A 13,716-nucleotide genomic window follows, 5' to 3' on the forward strand; every position below is an offset into this window, starting at 1 on the left:
GCTGTGGACATGATTTCTCGTATGGTGGAAGTCGTTTTCCGAAGGTGCGCGCGCTCGCGAACAAAATGTTCGCAATGCGGGGCGGCTACCGCGTACTGCGCGGTAGGTGCGACGATCGGACGGCAATCCAGCGACACGGTGAAAGCAGAGGAAGTCGGCCATGGCAACGGCGCCCAGCGTCTCCTACTCGATGACGGTCCGGCTGGAGGTGCCCGCGAGCGGAACCGCGGTCTCCCAGCTCACCACGGCCGTAGAGTCCCACGGAGGCTCGGTGACCGGCCTCGACGTCACGGCGTCCGGACACGAAAAGCTCCGCATCGACGTCACGATCGCGGCGACCTCCACGGCCCACGCCGACGAGATCGTCGAGCAGCTGCGCCACATCGAGGGCGTCTCGCTCGGCAAGGTCTCCGACCGTACCTTCCTGATGCACCTCGGCGGCAAGATCGAGATGTCGTCGAAGCACCCCATCCGCAACCGTGACGACCTGTCGATGATCTACACCCCGGGCGTCGCCCGCGTGTGCCAGGCCATCGCCGACAACCCCGAGGACGCCCGCCGGCTGACGATCAAGCGCAACAGCGTCGCGGTCGTCACCGACGGTTCCGCGGTCCTCGGCCTCGGCAACATCGGCCCCAAGGCCGCCCTGCCCGTCATGGAGGGCAAGGCGGCCCTCTTCAAGCGCTTCGCCGGCATCGACGCCTGGCCGCTGTGCCTGGACACCCAGGACACCGACGCGATCGTGGAGATCGTCAAGGCCATCGCCCCCGGCTTCGCGGGCATCAACCTGGAGGACATCTCCGCCCCCCGCTGCTTCGAGATCGAGGCGCGGCTGCGCGAGGCCCTGGACATCCCGGTCTTCCACGACGACCAGCACGGCACCGCCATCGTGGTGCTCGCCGCGCTCACCAACGCGCTGCGCGTCGTCGGCAAGAAGACCGAGGACGTCCGGGTCGTGATGTCCGGCGCCGGTGCGGCCGGTACCGCCATCCTCAAACTGCTGATCGCGGCCGGTGTCCGGCACGCCGTCGTCGCCGACATCCACGGTGTGGTGCACGCCGGCCGTACGGACCTGGTCGACGCCGACCCGGACTCGCCGCTGCGCTGGATCGCCGACAACACCAACCCGGAGGGCGTCACCGGCACCCTCAAGGAGGCCGTGGTCGGCGCGGACGTCTTCATCGGCGTCTCCGCGCCCAACGTCCTGGACGGCGACGACGTCTCGAAGATGGCCGAGGGCGCGATCGTGTTCGCACTCGCCAACCCCGACCCGGAGGTCGACCCGGCCGTCGCCCGGCAGACCGCCGCCGTCGTGGCCACCGGCCGCTCGGACTTCCCGAACCAGATCAACAACGTCCTGGTGTTCCCCGGCGTCTTCCGCGGCCTGCTGGACGCACACTCCCGTACGGTGAACACCGAGATGATGCTGGCTGCGGCCGGCGCCCTCGCGGATGTCGTCCTGGAGGACGAGGTCAACCCGAACTACATCATCCCCAGCGTCTTCAACGAGAAGGTCGCGGGCGCGGTGGCCGGAGCGGTCCGGGAAGCGGCGAAGAGCGGCGACCCGGCTGTGACGGCTGCCACGGCGGTCTGAGTACGGCGCGTCGCTGGACACGCCGCCGTTGGGGCCCCCATAGGGTGGCGGGCAGCAAGCGACCGCCGCCCTGTGGGGCCGGCCCGGAGCGGGAATGATACGGAGCGTCACCACTAACGAGGCAGTGGCGCTTTTCGTGTGACCCTCCTGGGTGCCGGATTGGCTTTACCGCCGCAGGTGGGGGCAGGATGCGTAATCGGGCGCGAGGGTCTGGCACCAGACCCGGGTCCGGGGACTGTCCGAGGACCCTGGCAGCATCGGCTTCGATCTCACGCCTCATTGGCAAGAAGAACACGGGAGTACAAACATGAACCGCAGTGAGCTGGTGGCCGCTCTGGCCGATCGCGCCGAGGTGACCCGCAAGGACGCCGACGCCGTTCTGGCCGCCCTCGCCGAGGTGGTCGGCGAGGTCGTCGCCAAGGGCGACGAGAAGGTCACCATCCCCGGCTTCCTGACCTTCGAGCGCACCCACCGTGCCGCTCGCACCGCGCGCAACCCGCAGACCGGCGACCCGATCCAGATCCCGGCCGGCTACAGCGTGAAGGTCTCCGCGGGCTCCAAGCTCAAGGAAGCCGCCAAGGGCAAGTAACACCCCCAGAACGGCATAAAAGGCGGTCATCCCTCCCAGGGATGGCCGCCTTTTCGTGTGCCACAGGGGGCCCGCCCGGGGGTTCCGTCCGGGCGCCCGCCCGGCGGCTGCCCCGCGGAGCGGCCTGCGCCCGTCCGGGGCGGCCTGTGCCCGCCGGGATCAGGCGGGCCGGGGGAACGGGAAGTCCGCCAGGTCCACGTCCTCCAGAGAGGCCACCACGGCCGTACGGGACCCGGGCACGATGCCCGGCACGCTCGGTACGGCCAGCAGCCGGCAGCCCGCCGCCAGCGCCGCCGCGGCGCCCGTGGGGGTGTCCTCGACGGCCAGACAGTCCGCGGGATCGACGCCGAGACCGGCCGCGGCGGCCAGATAGGGGTCCGGGTGCGGCTTGCCGCGCGGCGCTTCGCCCGAGGTGACCGACAGTGCGAAGCGGTGCGCGCCGAGCGTGCGCAGCACCAGATCGGCGACATGCCGCTCGGAGGCGGTGACCAGGGCGGCCGGGATGCCCAGCGCCCGCGCCCGGTCCAGCAGCCGCAGCGCACCCGGCTGGACGGCGACGCCGGACGCGACCCGGGCGGTGAAGTCCTCGTCCAGCCGGGCGGCCGTCCGGGTGACACCGAGGCGCACCCCGTACGTGTGCACCAGGCGCTCGGCGGCGGCGTCCACCGGGGCCCCGGCGAAGTCGGCCAGCACCTCGTCCGTGGCCGCCAGGCCCTGTTCCCGCAGGAAGCCGGCCACCGCGTCCAGCCACTGGTGCTCGGTGTCGACGAGAGTGCCGTCCATGTCGCACAGCAGGGCCGCGGGGAGCGTGCGGGCGGGCGGCGGGGGGATCACGGGCATGGGCGGGCTCGCAGTTCGCTGGTGAGGGCGTGAGGGCGTTGGGGCGTTGGGGGAGGCGAAGGGCCGGGGCCGGGCCGCCCGGGGTCAGTCGGCCTGGGTGCGGGCCAGCGGGTTGGCCTGGGTGGAGTTGCGGACGGTGAAGACCACCGCGCCGGGGCGGTAGCGGTCGTCGGAGGTCTCGACCGGGCGGCCCTCCGAGGTGGTGGTGGTACGGCGTACGCGCAGCAGCGGGCTGCCCCGTCGCACCCGCAACTCCCGGGCGTCCACGGTGCCCGCCGCGAGGGCGTCCAAGTGGTGCTCGCCGTGGGCGAAAACCAGGCCGCAGGAGTCCAGGAGCGCCTGGGTGACCGATTCGCAGCCGGCCGGCAGCTCCTCGACGGCCTCGGCGATCCAGCCCGCGTAGACCGTGCGCTCCAGCAACACCGGCTCGCCGTCCAGGGTCCGCAGCCGCAGCACCCGCAGCACCTCGGCACCCGGCGCCAGTTGCAGCAGCGCGGCCTCTTCCCGGTCGGCGGTGCCGCGGTCGCTCTCCAGGACCTGGCCGCCGGGGGTGTGGCCGCCCGCGCGCGCCCACTGGGCGAAGCTGCGCAGCTCGGTGAAGCTCTGGCTGGGCGCGGTGCTCAGCACGAGATGCCGGGCGCCCTGGCGGGAGCCGATCAGGCCTTCGGCGAGCAGCGCGGCCAGTGCCTGGCGGACCGTGCCGCGCGAGACGCCGTGGGTGGCGGCGAGTTCGGTCTCCGAGGGCAGTGCGCTGCCCACCGGGAGCCGCCCGTCGGTGATCTCCCGGCGCAGGGCCTCGGCGATCTGCTGGTGGCGTCGGGTCAACAGGACTCCTCGCGGCCAGGTCAGGACGTGGCCGGCGGTCTGGCTCCGGGGCTGCGGACAGGGTCGGAACGATCGGGTCAGCTGTGCACAGGTGTAGATATCCACGCAGTCACGGGGTATGCGTCTAACCACTGCGCCAAACTCTAAACCTTTTCCATTATAACGCTTATGACCTGCGGTTTTTATGTCGCCAGGGGTTTATTTCGAGTCCCTCTTGCGGTTACTTTGACGGGGCTTACTGACGGCAGCTTGTTCATACAGGTTGGCTGCCAAAGATCCAGGAGTAACCAGTGAAGCGACCCCGACCGGCCCCCGTGCGCCGGGCGCTCGCCGTCGGCATCGCGGTCCTTGTGGCCGCCACGGCCGCCGGCGGCTGCGGCTATGCCCCGGCCGCCGTCACCGGCAAGGCGGCCACCGCCCGGTCGGCGGCGGACCTCGGCGGCATGGACGCGCTCGTCAAGGCGGCCAGGAAGGAGGGCCGGCTCAACGTCTATGCGCTGGCCCCCGATTGGGCGAACTACGGCGAGATGATCAAGACCTTCGAGCGGAAGTACGGCATCGAGGTCAACAACGAGAACCCCGGCGGAACCAGCCAGCTCGCCCTCGGCGCCGCCGACAAGCGCCGCGGCCAGGACCGCGCCGTCGACGCCCTCGACCTGGGCACCGCGTTCATGCGCAACGCCCAGGGCAAGCGGCTGCTCGCGCCGTACAAGGTGACCGGCTGGCCGGACATCCCCCGCGCGCAGAAACAGGCCGACGGCTCGTACCTCAACAACTACGGCGGGTACATCTCCATCGGCTGCGACGCCAAGGCCGTCAAGAAGTGCCCCAGGACCCTCGCCGAACTGCTGCGGCCGGAGTACCGGAACAAGGTCGCGCTCAACGGCAACCCGGCCGAGTCGTCCTCGGCGTTCTCCGCGCTCTTCGCCGCCGCGCTCGCCAACGGCGGATCCTTCGACGACGTCCGGCCCGGCCTGGAGTTCTTCAAGAAGCTCAAGCAGCGCGGCAACTTCGTGCCGGTCGAGTCCTCACCGGCCACCATCCGCAAGGGCGAGACCCCGATCTCCCTCGACTGGGACTACCTCAACCTCGGCTACCGCAAGGAACTCACCGCCAAGGGCGTCGACTGGCAGGTCACCGTGCCGTCCGACGGCCAGTACTCCCAGTACTACAACCAGGGCATCAACGCCTACGCCCCGCACCCCGCGGCCGCCCGCCTGTGGCTCGAATTCCTCTACAGCCCCCAGGGCCAGAACATCTGGCTGCGGGGCTACTCCCGGCCCGCCCTCCTCGACCGGATGGAGAAGGACGGCACCGCCGACAAGAAGGCCGCCGCCCGCCTCCCCGAGGTCCACGGCACCCCCCGGTTCCCCACACCGGAACAGGAGGACGCCGCCAAGGTGGCCATCAACGAGGGCTGGGGCAAGGCCGTCGGCTGACCCCACTCACCCCCCTCCCCGCCTCCTGGAGACCCGCGCATGAGTGACCGACCCACGACGGCCGCCGGCCCGCCCGGCCGCCCGTCCCGCAGAACCGGCCGCCGCCACTGGCCGGCCGTCCTCCCGTTCTTCGCCTTCCTCGCGCTGTGCTTCGGCCTGCCGGCCGGCGCCCTGGTGTACGGCGCCTTCACCGCCACCGACCCGGCCACCGGCAACAGCCACGCCACCCTCGACAACGTCCGCCAGTCGCTCAAGGGCATCTACGCCACCGGCCTCGGCGGCAGCGTCCAGCTCTCCTTGATCTGCGCCGTGCTGGCGACGCTCTTCGGCACTCTCATCGCCCAGGCCGTCGTCGGCTCCCGGCGCCCCGCCCTGCGCCGCGCCGTGGTCGCCGCCTCCGGCGTGCTCGCCAACTTCTCCGGCGCCCCGCTCGCCTTCGCGTTCGTCGCGACGCTGGGCACCACCGGCACCCTCACCCGGCTGCTGTCCCTGGACCGCACCGGCTTCAGCCTCTACACCACCGCCGGACTGGTGCTGGCCTACCTCTACTTCATGATCCCGCTGATGGTGGTGACCGTGCTGCCCGCGCTCGACGGGCTGCGCACCCAGTGGCGGGAGGCCGCCGCCTCCTGCGGCGCCACCCGCGGCCAGTTCTGGCGGCACATCGGCATCCCCGTGCTGCTGCCCTCGCTGCTCGGCGGCGCGGTGCTGCTCTTCGGCACCGCCTTCGCCTCGCACGCCACCGCCGCCGTCATGGTCGGCAGTTCGGTGCCGCTGATCACCGTGCAGATCTCCAACGCACTGGCCGGAAACGTCCTGGTCGGCCAGGAGAACCTGGCCCTCGCCATGAGCCTCAACATGGTCGTCATCGCGCTGCTGGTGATGGCCGTACAGATACCGCTACAGCGCAGGAGTGCCCGATGGCTGGGATGACCACCGCCGCGCAGCCGCCCGTGGCACCGCCCTCGGACCGCGCCCCCGGGCAGCGCCCCGCACCCCCGGCCCGCGGCCGCCGCCCCTACGGACGCCTCGCCGTCCTCCTGGTGGCGTTCCTCTACTTCGCGGTCCCCGTCGCCGCCTCCCTCTGGTTCACCGTCGACGACCCCGTCAAGGGCTTCTCCCTCGACGTCTACACCGGCCATCTGGTCTCCGGCGACATGCTGGGCAGCCTCCAGCTCTCCGTCGAACTGGGCCTGGCCACCGTCGCGCTGGGCCTGCTGCTGGTCGTCCCCGCCATGGTCGTCGTGCATCTGCGGCTGCCCCGGCTGCGCCCGCTCGTCGAGATCCTGTGCATGACGCCGCTGGTCGTCCCGCCGATCGCGCTGGTCGCCGGCGTCAACACGGTGCTGTCCTGGGCACCCGGCCTGGCGCGGACGCCCTTCTACCAGACCCTGATGGTCATCCAGAACGAGAACTTCCCGCTCGTCCTCGTCCTGCTCTACACCGTGATGTCGCTGCCGTTCCTCTACCGCTCGCTGGACGCCGGACTCCGGGCCGTCGATCTCAAGACGCTGGTCGAGGCCTCCCGCAGCCTGGGCGCCGGACGGCTGATGACCCTGTGGCGGGTGGTCGTGCCGAATCTGCGGCCCGCCGTCGTCAGCGGCGCGGTCCTCAGCCTGGCCATGGTGCTCGGCGAATACACCGTGGCCTCCGTGCTCGGCTACCGGCCGTTCGCCGTGTGGATGGTGGAGGTCGGCAACGAGGAGGCCGAACTCGCCGGGGCCGCCGCCATGCTGAGCCTCTTCCTCACCTGGGGCCTGCTGCTTCTGCTCACCCTCCTGGCGGGCGGACGGACCCGTCGTACCCGCCGGCAAAGGAAGACGTCATGACCGTACCCGTACAACTCAAGGGGCTGCGCCGGAAATTCGGCGCCACCACCGCGCTGGACGGCCTCGACCTGGACATCGCGCCCGGCGAGCTGGTCGCCCTGCTCGGACCGTCCGGCTGCGGCAAGACGACCGCGCTGCGCATCATCGCGGGCTTCGAGACCGCCGACAGCGGCGAGCTCACCATGGACGGCCAGGACGTCACCCACGTCCCCGCGCACCGCCGCGACATCGGCATGGTCTTCCAGTCGTACAGCCTCTTCCCCAACATGACGGCCGCCCAGAACGTCGGCTACGGCCTGCGGGTCCGCAAGTCCTCCACCGCCGAGCGCGCCGCCCGCGCCGGGGAGCTGCTGGAACTGGTCGGCCTGCCCGGCCGCGAGGACCACTATCCGCACCAGCTCTCCGGCGGCCAGCAGCAGCGCGTCGCCCTGGCCCGCGCGCTCGCCGTCCGGCCGCGCGTGCTGCTCCTCGACGAACCGCTGTCCGCGCTGGACGCCAAGGTGCGGCTCAGCCTCCGCGAGGAGATCCGCCGCATCCAGCTCGAACTCGGCATCACCACCGTCTTCGTCACCCATGACCAGGAAGAGGCGCTGTCCATGGCGGACCGCGTCGCCGTGATGCAGGGCGGACGGCTCGAACAGTGCGCCGCACCCGCCGAGTTGTACGAGCGCCCGGCGACACCGTTCGTCGCGGAGTTCGTCGGCACCATGAACCGCCTGCCCGGCACCGTCCGGGACGGCGGGGTGGTGGAACTGTTCGGCCGCCGCCTGCCGATCCACGGGGCGGAGCCGGGCACCGAGGGCCGTACGGTCGACGTACTGCTCCGGCCGGAAGGCCTCGCCATCCGTACGGACGCGGGCGCGGAGGGGATGTCCGCGACCGTACGGGTGGCGACCTTCCTGGGCGCCACCACCCGTCTCCACCTGACCACCGAGACCGGCGTCCAGCTCAAGGCCGATGTCCCCAGCTGGGAGGCGGGCGGCCTGACACCGGGCGCACGGTGCACGGTCACCCCGCACGAGAAGCCGGTGCTGGTGGCGGAGGGCTGAGCTGGGGCTTCGCGGTCCGGAGTCCCGCTCCGTCCGCGATGCGCCGCGCGCCCTGGCTCCCCTCCGGGGGGAGGGGAGGCAGGGTGTGCGGGTGGGGCCCGGGGCCGGAGCCGTGCCGTGAGGGTGGCGTGGAGCCCTGCTGCCCGGAGCAGGTCACCGGGATCGGCGCGGTGCCCCGATGGCCGGAAGCGGTCACCGGGTTCCGGCGTCCCGCGCGCCGCACAGGGCGTGGTCGACGAGGTTGGTGATGCCCCGGAGCTGGCGCAGGGCGGTGTCCTTGTCCCCGGGGCGGCTGTGCGCGGAGACGGTGACGGCGGCCCGCCCGTCCGGGGTCACGCCGGGCCACACCACGTAGCCGAACCCGGTGCCGCTGTGCCCCCAGTACCCGCCGCCGCAGGACAGCGGTATCCAGAGGAGGCCGAGCCCGTCGCGGGTTCCCGGGGGGCTGCCGTGGCCTTCGGTGACCTCGACCGTCCGTTGCATCTCGGCGAGCTGCGCGGGGGCCAGCAGCCGCCCGCGCGCCAGCGCCGCGAAGAACCTGTCGGTGTCCGCCGTCGTACTGATCATCGATCCGTCGGCATCCCCGTCGAAGGGGAGGTAGGCGACCGTGGTGTCGGTCATCGGCCCGCCGGGCTCGAACTGCTGGTAGTTGCGGGCATGCGGGCGGGGCAGGAACGGCCGGTTTCCGGGCGTGAGGGTGTGTGTCAGCCGCAGCGGACGCAGAATCCTGTCCCGGACCTCCCGCTCCCAGGAGTGGCCCGTGGCCGCCTTGATCACCATGCCGGCGAGGACGTAGTTGGTGTTGGAGTACTCCCAGCGTGCGCCGGGGTCGAAAGAGCGCGGATGCTTCATGGCGAAGGCGACGCGCTGCTCGGAGGTGTGGACGGTCCAGCGGTGGTGGCGGTACCCCGCAGCGCTGGGGTCCGGGACGACGTCGTTGACGTAGTCAGGCAGTCCACTGGTGTGCTGGAGCAGCTGGCGCAGGGTGATCCGGCGGCCATCGTTTCCGTGGCCACGGACCACGCCCGGCAGCCATGTGTCCACCGTATCGGCGAGCGACAGCCGACCCTCGCCGACGAGTTGGAGCAGCACGGTCGCGACGAACGTCTTCGTGTTGCTGCCGATCCTCACGTACCCGTCCGCGGGCGGGGGCTGCCCGGTGCCGAGATCTCCCGCTCCGCTGCGGACGGTGCGCACTCCACGGGGCGTTTCCAGCCGGACCGATACTCCGGTGACGCCGGCGTCCCGCAGCGCGTCGGCATCGCGTTGCAGCGGGGAGGTCCGGGCGGCGGCCACCGCTCCGGACCCGGAGGGTAAGAGCGCTGTGAAGAGCGCGACAGAAAGGACGGCCGCTGTCCGGCGCGTCATCCGACGTTGCGTGATTGACATGGCCCGACTGTAGGAGCGGGCAGGGGCGGAGAACATCCGGCCGGCCAGAGGTCTCACGGTCGGGTTTTCCACCGGCAGGGGCGGGTTCGCGGCGGCCGGGGGCGGGTTTTCCACCGGACCGTCGGGTTCCTCACCGCAGGAGGCGGGCTTTCCACCGCCGCCCGCTCGTACGGCTGTTGCGGGCATTCGGCGTCGATGGCGCTGAGGAAGCGGGGCCTTGTCGATGGCCGTGCGAAAGCGCGGTCCTTGTCGACGGGCCTGAGGAAGCGGGCCCTGAGGAAGCGCGGCCCTTGTCGACGGGGCTGAGGAGGCGGGGCCTTGTGGACGGCGTGGAGGAGGCGGCGCCTTGCGGAGAAGGAAGCGGGGCCCTTCAGGGCCGGCCGGAAAGTCGGCTCAAGTACGCACGGCGGGCCCCGGAGCCGGTCCCTTCTCCGGGCCCCCGCCCCCTCCCCTCCCCCTTCGGGGAAGGGGAGGGGGCGGGGGAGGGTGTGCGGGTGGGGTGGGGGAGCGGTGGAAACCGCCCCCAGCCGTCAGGCGGGCGGCGCGCCGGCCCCTCCCGCGGCCCCGGGCGGGCAGTGCGCCGACCTCAGCCGGGCACTGCACCAGCCTCAGCCGGCCGTTGCCCCAACCTCAGTTGGGCAGTGCGCCGTTCGGCAGTTCGACGTCGGCGCCCAGCTCGACGAGCTTCTCCATGAAGTTCTCGTAGCCGCGGTTGATCAGGTCGATGCCGTGCACCCGGGAGGTGCCCTGCGCCGCCAGCGCCGCGATCAGGTACGAGAAGCCGCCGCGCAGGTCGGGGATGACCAGGTCGGAGCCCTGGAGCTTGGTGGGCCCGGAGACGACCGCGGAGTGCAGGAAGTTGCGCTGCCCGAAGCGGCAGGCGGAGCCGCCCAGGCACTCCCGGTAGAGCTGGATGTGCGCGCCCATCTGGTTGAGCGCGGAGGTGAAGCCGAGCCGGGACTCGTAGACCGTCTCGTGCACGATCGACAGGCCCGACGCCTGGGTCAGCGCGACGACCAGCGGCTGCTGCCAGTCGGTCTGGAAGCCGGGGTGGACGTCGGTCTCCAGGGCGATGGCGTTGAGCAGGCCGCCCGGGTGCCAGAAGCGGATGCCCTCGTCCTCGATCTGGAAGGCGCCGCCGACCTTGCGGAAGGTGTTGAGGAAGGTCATCATCGACCGCTGCTGTGCGCCGCGGACGTAGATGTTGCCCTCGGTGGCCAGCGCCGCGGACGCCCAGGAGGCCGCTTCCAGGCGGTCCGGGAGGGCGCGGTGGGTGTAGCCGTCGAGCTTGTCGACACCGGTGATCCGGATCGTCCGGTCGGTGTCCATGGAGATGATCGCGCCCATCTTCTGCAATACGCAGATGAGGTCCTCGATCTCCGGCTCCACGGCGGCGTTCGACAGCTCGGTGACGCCCTCGGCCAGGACGGCGGTCAGCAGCACCTGCTCGGTGGAGCCGACCGACGGGTACGGCAGCCGGATCTTGGTGCCGCGCAGACGCTGCGGGGCCTCCAGGTACTGCCCGTCGGCGCGCTTCTCGATCGTCGCGCCGAACTGGCGCAGCACGTCGAAGTGGAAGTCGACCGGCCGGCCGCCGATGTCGCAGCCGCCCAGGCCCGGGATGAAGGCGTGGCCGAGCCGGTGCAGCAGCGGGCCGCAGAAGAGGATCGGGATCCGTGAGGAGCCCGCGTGCGCATCGATGTCCGCGACGTTGGCGCTTTCCACGTGCGACGGGTCGAGGACCAGCTCGCCCGGCTCGTCACCGGGGCGCACCGTGACGCCGTGCAGCTGGAGCAGCCCGCGCACCACGCGTACGTCGCGGATGTCGGGCACATTGCGCAGCCGGCTGGGGCCGCTGCCGAGCAGGGCGGCGACCATGGCCTTCGGCACAAGGTTCTTCGCACCGCGAACCCGGATCTCGCCCTCGAGCGGGGTGCCGCCGTGGACAAGCAGTACGTCGTCAGTAGAGACGGTCATGGATCTCGCGTTCCTGGAGACGGGCAGGGGCCAAGCTGAAATGGTAAGGGCGGGCGGGGGTGAGTCCGTAGACCCGTGCAGCCTCTGTGCATGTAATGGCTTTGTCACAACACGCTCCGCTACGATGCGCCTTTGATCTGTAATCGCCCTTTGGCTGAAAACGCGGGGGAATGTCTTGAATGGCCTATCCGGCGCCGACGTTGTGCGCCGGTGCTGCCGCCGTACGCCCTGCCCTGCTCTCGGCCGGGTCCGGGCGTTGACTCCCCGCTCCGGGCAGAAGTGCGGGATCATGTGGCCATGACCGAGGTGTCCTCGCTCACAGGGCGGCTTCTTGTCGCGACCCCCGCGCTCGCCGATCCGAATTTCGACCGCGCGGTGGTGCTGCTCCTCGACCACGACGAGGAGGGCTCCCTCGGCGTGGTCCTCAACCGTCCCACGCCGGTCGGCGTCGCCGACATCCTCGCGCCCTGGGCCGCGCTGGCCGGCGAGCCCGGGGTGGTCTTCCAGGGCGGCCCGGTGTCGCTGGACTCGGCGCTCGGGGTCGCCGTGGTGCCCGGCGGGCTGTCCGGTGAGGGCGGTATCCCGTCGGTGGACAGCGGCGCCCTGGCCAACGGCGACGGCGCGGAGACGGCCGGCGCACCGGCCGCGGACCGGGCGGGCGTCCAATCGGGTGACGAGCCGCTGGGCTGGCGCAGAGTGCACGGCGCGATCGGCCTGGTCGATCTGGAGGCCCCGCCGGAACTCCTCGCGGCGGTGCTCGGCAGCCTGCGGATCTTCGCCGGTTATGCGGGCTGGGGTCCGGGCCAGCTGGAGGACGAACTGGTCGACGGTGCCTGGTACGTCGTCGAGTCCGAGCCCGGCGATGTCTCCTCGCCCGACCCGGAACAGCTGTGGCGCGCGGTGCTGCGCCGGCAGCGCAACGAACTGGCGATGGTGGCCACCTATCCGGACGATCCGTCGCTGAACTGACCCTCGCCGGGTTGCGTTTCGGGGGGATCAGATCCCGGACGGGTGCCGAGGGGTGCGGCCGGGGTCGGGGCGGCGGCGGACGGCGGGCGTGCCGTCGGTCGCCACATTTTTGTTGACGACTTGATTATTGTGACGGCTTCGTCATGGGGAATTGTCAGCCCCCGTCGCTATCGTTCGGGACGACAGGGGACGGTGCGCGGTCGCGTCGGCGGGACCGTGCTGGACAAGCGGGGGAGAGCGCCATGCACAGGCCGAGCGTGCCCGAGGACCTGGATCACCCGGAGCGCCTGTGGGCGCGCGCCGCGACGCTGGCGGTAGTGGCGGCCGCCATGGACGACGGAGACGAATTCTCCTGGGGCGACCTGGGTTTGCAGTGCTGGAACGGCGGCGGAAGCTACTGGTGGCGGCTGAAATTGTTCGAGGACGGCCGGGCCCTGCTGTGCGGCCAGGACTCGGACGGCAGCCATACGCACAGCGCCAGCCGGCAGATCGACTTCCTGGACGGCGGTCCCGCATGGCTGCCCTGGGAGCAGTTGCGCGAGGACGCCGAGGGAAACCTCTTCGGGTTCGTCTACTGGTGGCAGGACGGCGCCTGGGCCCGCGCGCCGTACCCCGAAAAGATGCCGGACGACGGCCTGGAGATGGCCATGAGCTGGGTCGCCCCCGGTGACGACGCGGTCCGGGACATCGTCGAGGATCTGGTGGCCCGCACGGAGACCGAGGTCGACGCCCTGGCGGCGGTCCGGGCCTTTCTCGCCGCCGCCGAGGCCCGCAGCGTCGGCGCCGAGGACATCAGCACGCTCCTGGACGCGGTCTGCGGCCAGGATTCCTGGTACGAGGTCCGGCCGGACGCCGCGCTGGCGTTCGCCACGAAGCTGGGCCTGACGGCCGGGGCGCGGGGCGGGATGGCAGTGGCTTCCTAGGGGAGGCCCTCCCCGGGGCGGGCCCTCCAGGGACGGTGGGCCCCTCACCGGCCCTGGTGCCCCAGCAGACCGGTTGCCGGCGCTGCGCGCCGAGCGTGGCACCGTCGCCCTCGCCCTGAACAACTCGGCCCTCTCTCTGGGCAGGCACGGTCGGCTCGGCGCTCGGCGGGCCGGCGCTCGGGGCGGGGCCGGCGCCGTACGCGCTGCCGTGGGTGGCCGCCGGGGTGGCGGCGGCGGGTCTGGCGCTCCACCTGGCGACGGGCCGACGCTCCCGGGTTGCGGCGCGCGTGAGT

At 71.7% G+C, this 13,716-nt stretch carries 12 protein-coding genes; 8 read left to right on the plus strand and 4 right to left on the minus strand.

All coding sequences use genetic code 11. The features are described 5' to 3' along the window. The first annotated feature begins 160 nt into the window (after positions 1-160). Both IF67_RS0117985 and IF67_RS0117990 read left to right on the plus strand, forming a co-directional pair. Positions 161-1,594: an NAD-dependent malic enzyme gene (locus IF67_RS0117985; RefSeq protein WP_030986825.1), complete on the plus strand. Its 1,434-nt coding sequence runs from the start codon at positions 161-163 to the stop codon at positions 1,592-1,594. Positions 1,595-1,901: 307 nt separating this feature from the next. Further along, the gene (locus IF67_RS0117990; protein WP_030083433.1) at positions 1,902-2,183 is read left to right on the plus strand and encodes an HU family DNA-binding protein; all 282 of its coding nucleotides are present in this window, start codon (positions 1,902-1,904) and stop codon (positions 2,181-2,183) included. Between the two features lie 159 nt (positions 2,184-2,342). On the opposite strand, the gene IF67_RS0117995 is transcribed toward IF67_RS0117990, so the two are convergent. Both IF67_RS0117995 and IF67_RS0118000 read right to left on the minus strand, forming a co-directional pair. After that, positions 2,343-3,023, minus strand: a complete 681-nt coding sequence (locus IF67_RS0117995) for an HAD family hydrolase (RefSeq protein ID WP_051818220.1) — start codon at positions 3,021-3,023, stop codon at positions 2,343-2,345. Between the two features lie 84 nt (positions 3,024-3,107). Then, a complete protein-coding gene (locus tag IF67_RS0118000) occupies positions 3,108-3,848 on the minus strand; it encodes a GntR family transcriptional regulator (RefSeq protein WP_030986828.1) in 741 nt (246 codons plus the stop codon). A gap of 290 nt (positions 3,849-4,138) precedes the next feature. Between IF67_RS0118000 and IF67_RS0118005 the strand changes: the two genes are divergently transcribed. From IF67_RS0118005 to IF67_RS0118020, 4 genes are read left to right on the plus strand one after another with little or no spacing between them, the layout of a single operon-like run. Beyond that, positions 4,139-5,287 (plus strand): extracellular solute-binding protein, encoded by a 1,149-nt coding sequence (locus IF67_RS0118005; RefSeq protein WP_420708679.1) that lies wholly within the window; start codon positions 4,139-4,141, stop codon positions 5,285-5,287. A gap of 39 nt (positions 5,288-5,326) precedes the next feature. Continuing rightward, positions 5,327-6,220, plus strand: a complete 894-nt coding sequence (locus IF67_RS0118010; RefSeq protein ID WP_030986832.1) for an ABC transporter permease — start codon at positions 5,327-5,329, stop codon at positions 6,218-6,220. After that, positions 6,208-7,116, plus strand: coding sequence for an ABC transporter permease (locus IF67_RS0118015; protein ID WP_030986833.1), 909 nt, complete (start codon positions 6,208-6,210; stop codon positions 7,114-7,116). Before IF67_RS0118010 ends, IF67_RS0118015 begins: the two co-directional genes overlap by 13 nt. Further along, positions 7,113-8,165, plus strand: a complete 1,053-nt coding sequence (locus IF67_RS0118020) for an ABC transporter ATP-binding protein (protein WP_030986835.1) — start codon at positions 7,113-7,115, stop codon at positions 8,163-8,165. The genes IF67_RS0118015 and IF67_RS0118020 overlap by 4 nt, the downstream gene beginning before the upstream one ends. Positions 8,166-8,357: 192 nt before the next feature. Here IF67_RS0118020 and IF67_RS39295 read toward each other — a convergent pair whose 3' ends face one another. Together IF67_RS39295 and murA are read right to left on the minus strand one after the other, a co-directional pair. Further along, positions 8,358-9,554 (minus strand): serine hydrolase domain-containing protein, encoded by a 1,197-nt coding sequence (locus IF67_RS39295; RefSeq protein ID WP_030986837.1) that lies wholly within the window; start codon positions 9,552-9,554, stop codon positions 8,358-8,360. A gap of 630 nt (positions 9,555-10,184) precedes the next feature. Further along, positions 10,185-11,531, minus strand: a complete 1,347-nt coding sequence (gene murA / locus IF67_RS0118030; protein WP_030986839.1) for a UDP-N-acetylglucosamine 1-carboxyvinyltransferase — start codon at positions 11,529-11,531, stop codon at positions 10,185-10,187. Between the two features lie 297 nt (positions 11,532-11,828). Here murA and IF67_RS0118035 point away from each other — a divergent pair, with 297 nt between their 5' ends. Together IF67_RS0118035 and IF67_RS0118040 are read left to right on the plus strand one after the other, a co-directional pair. Further along, positions 11,829-12,500: a YqgE/AlgH family protein gene (locus tag IF67_RS0118035; RefSeq protein ID WP_030986840.1), complete on the plus strand. Its 672-nt coding sequence runs from the start codon at positions 11,829-11,831 to the stop codon at positions 12,498-12,500. A gap of 242 nt (positions 12,501-12,742) precedes the next feature. Further along, positions 12,743-13,423 (plus strand): hypothetical protein, encoded by a 681-nt coding sequence (locus tag IF67_RS0118040; protein ID WP_030986842.1) that lies wholly within the window; start codon positions 12,743-12,745, stop codon positions 13,421-13,423. Positions 13,424-13,716 lie beyond the last annotated feature (293 nt).

The organism is Streptomyces sp. NRRL S-1813, from assembly GCF_000719605.1.
GTDB lineage: Bacteria > Actinomycetota > Actinomycetes > Streptomycetales > Streptomycetaceae > Streptomyces > Streptomyces decoyicus.

Coding starts and splice junctions, on each gene's coding strand:
- IF67_RS0117985 (WP_030986825.1), top strand. CDS start 161: ATGGCAACGGCGCCCAGCGTCTCCTACTCGATGACGGTCCGGCTGGAG.
- IF67_RS0117990 (WP_030083433.1), top strand. CDS start 1,902: ATGAACCGCAGTGAGCTGGTGGCCGCTCTGGCCGATCGCGCCGAGGTG.
- IF67_RS0117995 (WP_051818220.1), bottom strand. CDS start 3,023: ATGCCCGTGATCCCCCCGCCGCCCGCCCGCACGCTCCCCGCGGCCCTG.
- IF67_RS0118010 (WP_030986832.1), top strand. CDS start 5,327: ATGAGTGACCGACCCACGACGGCCGCCGGCCCGCCCGGCCGCCCGTCC.
- IF67_RS0118015 (WP_030986833.1), top strand. CDS start 6,208: ATGGCTGGGATGACCACCGCCGCGCAGCCGCCCGTGGCACCGCCCTCG.
- IF67_RS0118020 (WP_030986835.1), top strand. CDS start 7,113: ATGACCGTACCCGTACAACTCAAGGGGCTGCGCCGGAAATTCGGCGCC.
- IF67_RS39295 (WP_030986837.1), bottom strand. CDS start 9,554: ATGTCAATCACGCAACGTCGGATGACGCGCCGGACAGCGGCCGTCCTT.
- murA (WP_030986839.1), bottom strand. CDS start 11,531: ATGACCGTCTCTACTGACGACGTACTGCTTGTCCACGGCGGCACCCCG.
- IF67_RS0118035 (WP_030986840.1), top strand. CDS start 11,829: ATGACCGAGGTGTCCTCGCTCACAGGGCGGCTTCTTGTCGCGACCCCC.
- IF67_RS0118040 (WP_030986842.1), top strand. CDS start 12,743: ATGCACAGGCCGAGCGTGCCCGAGGACCTGGATCACCCGGAGCGCCTG.